8 protein-coding genes are annotated in these 11,228 nt (G+C 66.3%); 6 read left to right on the top strand and 2 right to left on the bottom strand.

Annotation, left to right across the window (positions count from 1 at the left end; translation table 11 throughout):
* The first annotated feature begins 2 nt into the window (after window positions 1–2).
* Window positions 3–1,991 carry a BamA/TamA family outer membrane protein gene (locus HY019_RS18205; RefSeq protein ID WP_290694881.1) on the top strand — a complete coding sequence of 663 codons (1,989 nt, stop codon included), beginning with the start codon at window positions 3–5 and terminating at the stop codon, window positions 1,989–1,991.
* Window positions 1,988–6,244 carry a translocation/assembly module TamB domain-containing protein gene (locus HY019_RS18210; RefSeq protein WP_290694883.1) on the top strand — a complete coding sequence of 1,419 codons (4,257 nt, stop codon included), beginning with the start codon at window positions 1,988–1,990 and terminating at the stop codon, window positions 6,242–6,244. Before HY019_RS18205 ends, HY019_RS18210 begins: the two co-directional genes overlap by 4 nt.
* Window positions 6,245–6,273: 29 nt before the next feature.
* Here HY019_RS18210 and HY019_RS18215 read toward each other — a convergent pair whose 3' ends face one another.
* Both HY019_RS18215 and HY019_RS18220 read right to left on the bottom strand, forming a co-directional pair.
* On the bottom strand, window positions 6,274–7,608 hold the full coding sequence (locus tag HY019_RS18215) for a DUF3422 domain-containing protein (protein WP_290694885.1): 1,335 nt from the start codon (window positions 7,606–7,608) through the stop codon (window positions 6,274–6,276).
* A 57-nt stretch (window positions 7,609–7,665) separates the two neighbouring features.
* Window positions 7,666–8,112, bottom strand: a complete 447-nt coding sequence (locus HY019_RS18220) for an OsmC family protein (RefSeq protein ID WP_290694887.1) — start codon at window positions 8,110–8,112, stop codon at window positions 7,666–7,668.
* A gap of 102 nt (window positions 8,113–8,214) precedes the next feature.
* Between HY019_RS18220 and HY019_RS18225 the strand changes: the two genes are divergently transcribed.
* The 4 genes from HY019_RS18225 to HY019_RS18240 are packed head-to-tail and all read left to right on the top strand — an operon-like array spanning window position 8,215 to window position 10,917.
* Window positions 8,215–8,547 carry a metalloregulator ArsR/SmtB family transcription factor gene (locus HY019_RS18225; protein ID WP_290694889.1) on the top strand — a complete coding sequence of 111 codons (333 nt, stop codon included), beginning with the start codon at window positions 8,215–8,217 and terminating at the stop codon, window positions 8,545–8,547.
* Between the two features lie 39 nt (window positions 8,548–8,586).
* The gene (locus tag HY019_RS18230; RefSeq protein ID WP_290694891.1) at window positions 8,587–8,937 is read left to right on the top strand and encodes a TIGR01244 family sulfur transferase; all 351 of its coding nucleotides are present in this window, start codon (window positions 8,587–8,589) and stop codon (window positions 8,935–8,937) included.
* A gap of 3 nt (window positions 8,938–8,940) precedes the next feature.
* Window positions 8,941–10,701 carry a sulfate permease gene (gene sulP / locus HY019_RS18235; protein WP_290694893.1) on the top strand — a complete coding sequence of 587 codons (1,761 nt, stop codon included), beginning with the start codon at window positions 8,941–8,943 and terminating at the stop codon, window positions 10,699–10,701.
* A 27-nt stretch (window positions 10,702–10,728) separates the two neighbouring features.
* Window positions 10,729–10,917 carry a DUF2892 domain-containing protein gene (locus tag HY019_RS18240; RefSeq protein WP_290694895.1) on the top strand — a complete coding sequence of 63 codons (189 nt, stop codon included), beginning with the start codon at window positions 10,729–10,731 and terminating at the stop codon, window positions 10,915–10,917.
* Window positions 10,918–11,228: the final 311 nt, after the last annotated feature.

The raw sequence follows: 11,228 nt of genomic DNA on the forward strand, positions 1-11,228 counted from the left end.
TGATGACGGTATCCGGGCTGAAAGGCATCTGGGAGGGCACGCTGCGCAGGTCGTCGCGCTTGCCCCTGTGGGTGCTGGCCGCGGCCTGGCTTGTGGCAGCGCTCGCCCCGGCCTGGGCGCAGCAAGATCCCGCGCCCGATGTCGGAGACGGCGACGCGACCGCGGTCGCACCTGCGGCGGCCTTGCCCTCCTCGACGGCTTCGTCCGTGTCGCCGGCAGACACCGTGCGAGCCGAGCGGGGCAAGCCCGTCGTCTGGCAACTGGTGATCGAGGCGCCCGCGCCGCTGGACAAGCTGCTGCGCACCTATCTGGATCTGGCGCGCTTCCAGGAGGAGTCCAGCAAGGACCAGAGCCTGGGCATACGCCGCAGCGAGCTGCGCCGGCTGGTGGTGTCTGCCCCCGAGCAGGCCAGAGGGTTGCTGGAAGCCGAGGGCTACTTCAATGCGCAGATCACCACGCGGGTGAGTGATGACCTGCCCGATCAACCCAGCAAGCCGGTGGTGGTGAGCATCCATGTGGAGCCCGGTCCACAGACCGTGATCAGCAAGGTGCAGTTCGTGTTTGAAGGCGATCTGGATGCCCGCCTGTCCAATAGCGACCCGCTCGCGCAGGCTTTGCTCGACAAGCTGGAGCGCGGTTGGGGCTTGCCGCAGGGGCAGGTGTTTCGCCAGGCGGACTGGTCTGCCGCCAAGAACGCGGCGCTGGCGCGCATGCGCGCCGATGGCTACCCCACTGCGACGTGGAGCGGTACCTCCGTGACGGTGGATGCTGAAACGCAGACAGCCAAACTGTTTCTGGTGGCCGACTCTGGCCCCGGCTTCGCCTTCGGTGACATCCGCGTGGAAGGGCTCAATCGCCAGCCGGCATCGGCCATCGTGAACCTGGCTCCTTTCCACAAGGGTGAGTCCTACAGCGAGAAAAAGCTGCTGGACTTGCAGGAGCGCATCCAGAAGCTCAATATGTTCGACACGGTGTTTGTCACCACCGATCTGGACCCAACGCAAGCCACGTCCACCCCGGTTGTGGTGCAGGTGCACGAGCAGCCCTTGCAGACCGCCTCCACCGGTATCGGCATCAGCAGCAACACCGGGCCGCGCGTGTCGGGCGAACACCTGCATCGCAACATCTTCGGGCTGGACTGGCAAAGCAAGACCAAGGTGCAACTGGGCCGCAATGAGTCCACTGGGCAGCTGGATCTGACCTCGCACCCCTGGCCCGGTAATCGTCGCGGCCTGATTTCCGTGCAGGGCTCCTACCTGGTTGACAGCGAAGACACCGTCACCACCAGCCAGTATCTGCGCGTGGGCCAATTGCGAGAGGGCGAGCGCCTGGAGCGCACGGACTACCTGGAGTTCCAGCGCGCCGAGGTGCGGTCGGCCGCGAAAGTGGTGGTGTCCAACGCCTCGGCCGTGAGCGGCACCTCGCAATGGGTTTATCGCGATGTGGACAGCCAGATCCTGCCAACCAAGGGCTACACGGCACTGGGGCAGCTCACCGGTGGCCGCACCTACTCGGCCCTGGATGACGAGGGTTACTTCGGGCGCACGTACGCCCGCGTGACCTGGTACAGGCCCTTGTGGGCGCACTGGTATGCCACAGCGCGCGGTGAGATCGGCCAGGTGTATGCGCGGGATGAGGTCAGCGTGCCCGACACCTTGCTGTTTCGCGCCGGTGGGGATGATTCCGTGCGCGGTTATGCCTACCGCTCACTGGGTGTGACGCGCGATGGCGTGGTGGTCGGTGGCCGGGCCATGTCGACGGGCAGCATCGAGCTGGCTCACCCCTTGTCCAGCAAGATGCCCAGCCTGTGGGGCGCGGTGTTCCTGGATGCGGGTGACGCGGCTGACCGGTTTGGCGACCTGCAGCCCAAGGTGGGTTATGGCGTGGGCGTGCGCTGGCGCAGCCCTGTAGGGCCTTTGCGCCTGGACCTGGCCTATGGCAACGAGGTGCAGCGCTGGCGGATGCATTTCAGCGTGGGGATCAGCCTGTGAGCGTGGCCGGCAAGCTCATGCGCACCGTGCTGGCCTTGATGGCCGCTGTGGCGCTGCTCGTCGGGGCAGTGTGGGCCCTGGCGCACAACGAGGTGTTCACGGCCCGGGTATTGCCCCTGTTGCCGGGTATCAAGGTGGTGGCACCGGAGGGTGCTTTGCTGGGTGACTTCAAAGCGGCACGGGTTGACATCGCTTTGCCACGCGGTGGGCAGCTCAGCCTGACCGCGGTCGCCTGGCAGGACCTGCGCCTGAGCTGGGACAACCACGCCGCATGGCACATCGGGCTGGATGTGGCCTCTCTGACGGCGCGCCGGCTGAACTTGAACTGGGTGCCCAACCCGGTCAGCACGCCCTTGACGGCCCCGACGGACCTGAGCCTGCCGCTGTCCATCCAGGCGCGCCGAGTGACGGTGGCCAGCGCCGAAAGCAAGTTGTGGCTGGAGCCGCTTCAGGATGTGGATGCGGTGGTGGCGGCGCAGCATCAGGTGGGCGGCCGGGTGGTGCACCAGGTCAAGCTGGCCCATGTGAGCTGGCTGGGGTGGCACGTCCAGGGTGATGCCAGCCTGGCTGTAGGCAAGCAACTGCCACTGGATGCCAGGCTGCTGGCGCAACAAGCACAGCCGGCGCAAGCCAACAAGGGACAAGGTGAGGGCGGCGGCCGCATCGCGCTCCAGGCGAAGGGCCCTCTGGCGGCTTTGCTGTTGAAGGGGCAACTGGCCTGGCAGGCATCGCCGCCTGCGGCAGCCCAGAAGCTCCAGTTTGATGCCGATGTGACGCCTTTTGCCGCCTGGCCTTTGCCGCGCCTGCAGGCGGCCGTGGCCGGTTTGAACCTGGCTGATCTGGTCTCCAGTTTGCCCGAGACCCGTTTGCAGGGGCAGGTCACCCTGGCCCCGCAGGCCGCTCATGATTTGCAGGCGCGTCTGGATGTCCGTAATGAAGGTGCGGGAGCCTGGGACGATGGTCGCGTGCCACTCAAGCAGGTGCGCGGTCGCATCTCGCTGCCCGGGGTGCGGGCAGCCAAGGATCTCGCGCAGGCCGGGCGTCAGGGAGAGCTGGATCTGGTGGCTGTGTTGCCATCGCTGCCGGGGCATGCCGATGGCCATGTGAGCCTGCAAGGCGGGTGGGGCGGTGCACGTGTGCTGAAGGCCACCTGGTCATCGCTGGAGCCGCAGGCGCTGCACCGCCAGGCACCACCTTTGCAATTGCAGGGCAGCCTGCAGCTCAAGCCTGATTGGGCGCGCCAGGGGCCAACCGGGCCAACCGGGCAAACGGGGCAAACGGGGCAGGCAGCGAAGGCAGCCAAACCAGCCCCCGACGATGCGGGCACCTGGGCCCATCTGCGTGCGGCTGTTCTGGCCGATGTGAAGGGCTCGTATGGCCCCAGCTTCGCCGCTGCGGCAAGTGGCGCCCGGCGCGCATCGGTCAAGGTGGATGTGCCGGTGTCGCTCAACCTTGATGGCCGCTATGGCCCGGGGCAGTTCGATGTGGCGTCGCTCAAGCTCCAGGCCCAGGGGGCGCAGGCTGATCTGAGCGATGCCTTGCTCAAGTGGGGTGCCTCGGCGCCGCAGCCTGCGTGGTCGGTCAAGGGGCGCCTCAAGGTGGAGGCCTTCGACCCGAAAGTGTGGCTGCCCTGGCCCAGCGGCATGGATGGCCGCAACCAGCTGACCGGCCAGGTGGATGTGGCCCTGGATGCGAACTGGCGAGGCCAGTTGGACCTGCACATGGCGCCCAGCTGGCTGGCTGGCGTGCCGCTGTCCGGGCAGGTTCAGTGGCACTCCCCGCTGGACCGCTCGTTGATGGCCCTGGTGCTGGACGTGAACGCCGGGGGCAATACCCTCAATGCGACGGCGGACGTGCCCTGGCACTTTGATCCCAAAGGGCGGCCCAAATGGAGCGAAGGTGCACGCTGGCAGGGCGCGGTGCATGCGCCCTCGATCGGCAGCTTGCAGCCCTTGGCGCCTTTGCTGGGGGCGCGGCAGGTGTCGGGTGTCATCGATGGTGAGTTCAAGGGCCGAGGTGTCTGGCCGGCTTTGAGCACCGATGGGCAACTCAAGGTCAACCGCCTGCAATGGGTGAGCACGGACGGCGTGCCCATGGGGCTGGCCTCTGCACAAGCCAGTTGGGTGATCGAGGGTCTGTCGGATGACGCACCCTTGCGGCTGCAACTGGAGGTGTCGCAATGGCAGACGGCCCATGTCCTGCTGGACCAGGCCCAGTGGCAGATCGCGGGGACGCTGCGGCAGCACCAGTCCACGTTGTCGGCAGACCTGACCCACAAGCCCGGCCAGGGCGGCAAGACCATGGTCTTCCATGTGGCCGGGGCCGCGCAAGGTGGCTGGCAGTCGAAGGCGGCCACCTGGCAAGGGCAGCTCAACGGGCTGTCGTTGAGCCTGGGTGGCACCAAGCCTCGTGACCTCCTGGCGGTGCAACCCGTTGCCATCAGTTGGCGGGAGGGCCCTCCAGGCCGATCCCTGCAGGTGGGCGCGACGGCCTTGAACATGCTGGGTGCCGGCATGCACCTGCGCGGCCTGAACTGGCAGGCCTCGCCTGATGCGGGGGATGCGCTGGGCGAGCTCAATCTGGCGCTGGATCTGGACCCCTTGAACCTGCCGGCCTTGCTGGCCTCGTGGCAACCGCAGGCCGGCTGGGGTGGCGATCTCATGCTGAGCGGCGGCATCACCTTGAAGCACAGCCTGCGTCAACCCTGGGTGGTGGATGCGTCTGTGGCCCGGCAGTCGGGTGACCTGTCTTTGAGCGAGCCGACCATTCAAGGCAGCAGCGCACAGCGCCTGGGCATCCGCGAGGCCCGTGTGGTGCTGCAGGCGCGCGATGGCGTCTGGGCTTTGAGCCAGCAGTTCGATGGCCGGGTGCTGGGCGTGCTCAAAGGGCGGCAGGTGGTTCATGCGCACAACCCGACAGACCTGCCCTCGGGCAGCGACCCTCTGTCGGGTGAACTCGATTTGCAGATCGCCAACCTGCGGCCCTGGGGTACCTGGGTGCCGGCGGGCTGGCGCCTGACGGGGCAGATGCAGGCCAAGGCCGAGGTGGGTGGCACCCTGGGTGCGCCGCAGTACCGCGGGCAGGTCAGGGGGCAGAACCTGGGGCTGGGGCAGGCGCTGCTGGGCGTCAACTTCACTGATGGCCAGTTGCAGATGGACCTGGAGGGCGAGCACATCCGCCTGACCCAGTTGGTGGCGCAGGCCGGCGCTCAAGGCGGGCGCGTCAGTGTCGAGGGCGATGCGACTCTGGGCGCGGAGCCGAAGGCCCGTTTGTCGCTCAAGGCCGATCGCTTTGCCTTGCTGCAACGTGTGGACCGCCGGGTGATGGTCAGCGGGGATGTGCAGGCCGCGTTGGGGGCCGAGAACATCGATGTGGACGGGCGGCTGCAAGTGGATGAAGGGCTGATCGACATCACGCGCTCGGATGCGCCCACGGTGGGTGACGACGTGAACGTGCTCAACCGCCCGGGGCAGGATCCCGAAGAGCAGGCGGAAGCCAGCAGCGCCACCACGGCCCCCAAGCGCAAGCTCAACGCGAATGTGAGCGTGGACCTGGGGCACAAGCTGCGGCTCAAGGGCAAGGGGCTGGATGCCTTCCTGGCGGGCAAGCTGCGGGTGAGCACACCGGGCAATCGCCCGGCGGTTAACGGCACCGTGCATGTGGAGAACGGCACCTTTGCCGCCTATGGGCAAAAGCTGGTGATCGAAAAGGGTGACATCGCGTTCACGGGCCCGGTCGAGAACCCGCGGCTGGACATCCTGGCCATGCGGCCTCAGTCGCCTGCTGCGTCGGCCAGTGACGTGAAGGTGGGTGTCAACATCACCGGCACGGCGCAGGACCCGCGCGTGCGCCTGTACTCGGACCCGGCCATGTCGGAGACCGAAAAACTGTCCTGGCTGGTGTTGGGGCGTGCCCCCACGGGCCTGGGGGGCGCGGACATCGGCTTGCTGCAAAGTGCGGCCGTGGCACTGCTGTCTGGCGAAGGCAGTTCACCTTCGGACAACCTGGTGGCCATGCTGGGCCTGGATGAGCTGACGGTGCGCCAGTCAGAAAGTGCCGGCGCCGTGCGTGACACCGTGGTCAACCTGGGCAAGCAGGTGTCGAAGTACTGGTATGTGGGTTACGAGCGCAACCTGAATGCCACCAGCGGCAACTGGCAGCTGATCTACCGCCTGGCTCAGCGCGTCACGGTGCGGGCGCAGGCCGGTGACGACAACGCGGTCGACTTCATCTGGTCCTGGCGCTGGGATTGACGCGTGTGGGCCAAAGAGGTGGCGCGGGCTCAGTGCCCGTCCGCGTGCAGCTTCTTGTGGATCTGGCGTGTGGCCCACCAGATGCCTGCGAGCACCACCGGGATCAAGGCGCCAGCCAGCATTTCGGGGTTGATGGGCGCGCCCGCGGCCTTGGCAGCTTTGCCGCCATACAGAACCAGGCTGATCACGTAGTACGAGATCGCCGCGATCGACAGGCCTTCCACGGTACTTTGCAGGCGAAGCTGCAGCTCCTGGCCGCGGGTGAGCTTTTCCAGCAGCATCTGGTTTTGCGATTCGGTGGCGATGTCCACGCGGGTGCGCAGCAAGGCGCTGGCACGCTCGATCCGCTGTGACAGGGATGAGAGCCTTTGCGCGGTGGCCTGCACGGTGGCCATGGCCGGCGACAGGCGCTTGAGCAGGAACTCACCGACCATCTGCGTGCCGGGGATGGCGGTCTCGCGCAGTTGCTCGATGCGCTGCTCGACCAGGCCATGGTAGGCGCTGGTGGCCGAGAAGCGGTACATGTGGCGGGCGGTGGCGCGCTCGACGCGTGCGGCCAGGCCGATCAGTTGGGTCAGCAACTCCTGGTCTGATGTCTCGGTGCTTTCCATGTGGGCCGTGATCTCGGCCAGCTGCAGCTCCGATTCGGTCAGCATGGCGCTGATGTCCTTGGCAATGGGCAGGCCACGCAGCGCCATCAGCCGATAGGTTTCCAGCTCCAGCAGGCGCTGCGAGGTACGGCCCGCACGCAACTCGGATGTGTTGGGTGGCGAGATCACCAGCAGGCGCTCAAAGCCGCTGTCACGCAGGCGGAAGTCCGTCATGGCGCAGGAGCGACGGATGCCCAGCAGTGACGCCACGGTCTCGCGGCCTTCAAACCAGGGGGCGGCCAGGGCGCGCATGGCGGCCGGGTCATCGACATCGCCATGCACCATGGCCATCGTGATGGCGGCCACCGTGCGCCCGGGGATGCTGGCCAGCCAGGCCGTGTCCACCACAAGCGAGCGCATCAACTCGGCCTCGTCACCCGTTTCCAGCACATGCGAGGGCAGCGCCTGCACGATCGAGTAACGCGTGAACTCGGTGTGGCGCTCCCATTTGAGCGTGTGGTTGGCAAAGCGCAGCCGCAGGAAGTTGCCCGCCAACTGGTCCTGGGGCAGGTCTTGCTGGCCAGGCAGCAGGCGCAGGTGTTGCCATTCCTGCTCGCGGCTCACACCTTCGTTGAGCACCGCGACGTAGACCACCAGGGCCGGCAGGCGGATGCGGGCCGGCGGGCGCGCATGGACCTCGTTGTGCAGCACCTCGCGCAAGGCGTCGTCAACGGGAAGGGCCTTTGGCAAGGCTGGGGGCAGGGCAGAGGTCATGTGCGCGTGAGCGGGCGATGGACAGCCCCTTGATCCTACAGGGCAATCCGCCTGAACTTACTTGAGCACGAGGCCATTGACATCACGCACATGAACAGTGATGGGGATGCCTTGCCCCACGCTTTGCGTGACGGTGCAGAAGGACTCGAACTGGGTCAGCACGCGATCGAGATGCTGCAGTTGATCGGCCGGCACGCCCAAATGGAGCTCGGCCGTCATGGCCAACACCCGCACGCGGCCTTCGCTGTTGCGCCCGACTTCGGCGCTGACCTGGCAGCTCAGCGGCTCGGGTTGCTGCTTGAACTTGCGCAGTGCAAACAGCAGCGAGTCAGACAGGCAGTTGCCCACCGCCGCAGCAAGCAGCTGCACGGGGGAGGGGCCTTGCCCCTGGCCGAGCGGCGCGGGCTCGTCTGCCAACAGCGGTGGAACGCCGTCGTCGAAGGCGACCTTGAATTGATAGTCCTGCTGTTGGGTCAGGGACACTTGGACAACTTGATCGGCCATGTTGGGCTTTCTTGAAGGGCGTCTGTCAACGTCCGTGAGGACTCGGCGAAGGATGCTTTCACTTTATTGACAGACAATATATTTGTCAACATAATGTCCATCATGCAAGTGAAGGACATCGACCTGAATGCCCTGCAGGCCTCCGCCGAGCAGGCATGCGCGCTGTTGAAAGTGCTGGCCCATGCGGACCGGCTGGTCCTTCTGTGTCGCCTGGCCCAGGGCGAGTTCTGCGTGAGCGAGTTGGAAAGCGACCTGGGTATCCGCCAGCCGAGCCTGTCTCAGCAGCTCGGGGTGTTGCGTCAGGAGGGCCTGGTCGACACGCGCCGCGAAGGCAAGCACATCTATTACAGGCTTGTCAGCGAAGACGCCCGGGCCATCATGGAGGTGCTCCACAGCAGGGTATGCGGCTCGGCCATGCCAGACAAATCTTGTTGACCTTGTTGATGATTCGATTGGAGACCCATGAGCTTGAGCGTGCCTGTGAATCCCGTTTGCCCCGAGTTCGCCGTCTGCGGCCAGATCAACGTGGCCGATGTGGCGGTTTTGGCGAAGCAGGGCTACCGCAGCATCATCAACAACCGGCCAGACGGCGAGGGTGGCCCTGATCAGCCAAGCAGCGCGCAGATCGAGGCTGCGGCCAAGGCGGCGGGTTTGGGCTATGTGTACTTCCCGATTCCCAACCTCATGATCAGCGAGGCGCAGGTGGCCGCGTATCACCAACTGTGCGCGGACTTGCCGCACCCCATCGTGGCATTCTGCCGCTCGGGTGGGCGTGCCAACGCCTTGTTCCAGGCCTGCGGCTGCCAGGTGGGCCGGGCAGGCTGACACATGACGCAACCCAGGCGCCTCTTGCCCGGCACCGACGTGCCCTGGAGCTGGCCCGCGCCCTGGATGCGTCAGTGGCGACGGCCGTGGCTGCATGGCGACCTGACCGCCGGTGTGGTGGTGGCCGTGATGCTGGTGCCTCAAAGCCTGGCTTACGCCACTTTGGCCGGTTTGCCTGCGCAGGCCGGTTTGCTGGCCAGCCTGCTGCCTTTGCTGGCTTATGCCTTGTTTGGCAGCAGCGCTTCGCTGTCGGTGGGCCCCGGTGCGATCACGTCGCTGATGGTGGCCCAGGCCTTGGTGCCCTTGGCGCAGGGTAATGCGCCACGCTATGCCGCCATGGCGGCCGGCCTGGCGCTGGCGTCTGGCCTGTTGATGTTGTTGATGGGCTTGCTGCGCATGGGTTTTTTGTCGCAGTTGCTCAGCCGCCCGGTGGTGCAGGGCTTCACCGTGGCGTCGGCCCTGTTGATCTTGTTGGGGCAACTGGCCCCCCTGTTGGGTTGGCCCTCGCTGGGCTACACCTTGCCGGACATGGTTCAGGCCGCCTGGGCTCAGTTGAGTCATGCCCCCACCGGTTTGGCGGCAGACGCCATCGTGGGTGGTGCGGCGCTGGCGATGCTGGCTTTGGGGCAGCCCATCGTGCACGGCCTGGCCCGGCTGTTGAGGCTCGCACCGACAACATCAGCGGTGCTGCTCAAGCTGTGGCCGGTGTGGGTGCTGCTCGCCGCGGCCTGGTTGGCCAAGGCCTTGAACGCCCATGAAGGCCTGCACGCGGCACTGGTCGGGCAGGTGTCATTGGGCGATCCCTTGGTGGCTGTTTCGGGCCCGTGGTGGCAAGCGCTGCGTCTGGCTGATCTGCGTGATCTGTTTGTGCCCACCGTCCTGCTGGCCATGGTGGGTTTCGTGAGCAGCGTGTCTGTGGCGCAGACCTTTGCACTCAAGCACGGCGAGCGCATCGACGCCGACCGCGAACTGTTGGGCTTGGGGCTGGCCAATCTGGGCAGCACGGTGTTGGGCGGGATGCCGGTGTCGGGCGGGCTGTCCCGCTCGGTCGTCAACGAGGCGGCGGGCGCGCGCAGCCCGCTGTCTGGCGTGATCACGGCCTTGCTGTTGGGGGCGTCCCTGCCGGTGCTCATGCCCTGGCTGGCCTGGCTGCCCAAGGCGGCTTTGGCCGCGGTCATCATCTATGCGATTGCCAGCCTGGTGGAGCTGGGCTCGCTCAAGGCCGCCTGGCGTTATGAGCGTACCGAAGGCTGGGCGTTTCTCAGTACCGCGCTGGGCGTGCTGTTCATCGGGTTTGAAGCCGGCCTGGGGCTGGGCATGGCCTGGTCCATGGGCGCGATGGTCTGGCGGCACAGCCAGCCGCACGTGGCCGTGGTGGGGCGTTTGCCGGGCACCGCGCACTTCCGCAATGTGGCCCGCTACGAGGTCGAGACCTTGCCCGACACGGTGTTCGTGCGGGTGGACGAGAGCCTGGATTTCACGAACATCCAGCGTGTCGAGCTCAAGTTCTGCGAGCTGGTTCACGCCCATGGCACAGCGCACCATGTGGTCTTGTTGCTGTCGGCGGTCAATCACATCGACCATACGGCTGCGCAAGCGCTGATGGCCTTGGATGAGGCCTTGGCCGATCAGGGCAAGCAGCTTTACCTGGCCGAAATCAAGGGGCACATCATGGATCGCCTGAAGGCGGCACGCGTGGACACCCGTTTTGCAGGCAGGCACTTCTTGAGCGCGCAGGATGCCTGGGCTGCGCTGACGGCTTGAATTTTGTTTGTTCAACAGGAGAGAAGCATGAAAGCGAATGTTGGTGGTCTGGATCGGGCCGCACGTATCACGGTGGGTGTGGTGCTGGTGGCCCTGGCGGCGACGGGTACGGTTGGGGTCTGGGGGTGGATCGGGCTGGTGCCCATTGCCACGGGCCTGTCGGGCTGGTGTCCGGCTTACCTGCCGTTTGGCATTTCGACTTGCAAGATGAAGTGATGTGAGGGCCTCGTGAGGGGCTCTTTTTTTGTGTGTGCTTGGGGGGGGCGTTTTTTCGGCGCGCGCGGGGCGCGGCTGAGGTGGCATGCGTCCGGGCTTCATGTTGGCGGTCCTGCTTTGCAAGCAGGACTCCCCTGTGCTGCTCGCGCCAAGGTGGCGCTGGCGAACTCGCTGCAGGGCCTGCAGCCCTTACGCTCGAACAACGCCAGCGAGTCAGATCACGAAGCGCACTGCGTGCGCCCACCTCGCCACTGCGCTGCTCGGCGCCACCAAGGCGCCCGGCCGCATGCCACCTCAGCCTTGAATCGCCC

This window comes from Aquabacterium sp., assembly GCF_016195855.1.
Lineage (GTDB): Bacteria > Pseudomonadota > Gammaproteobacteria > Burkholderiales > Burkholderiaceae_C > Aquabacterium.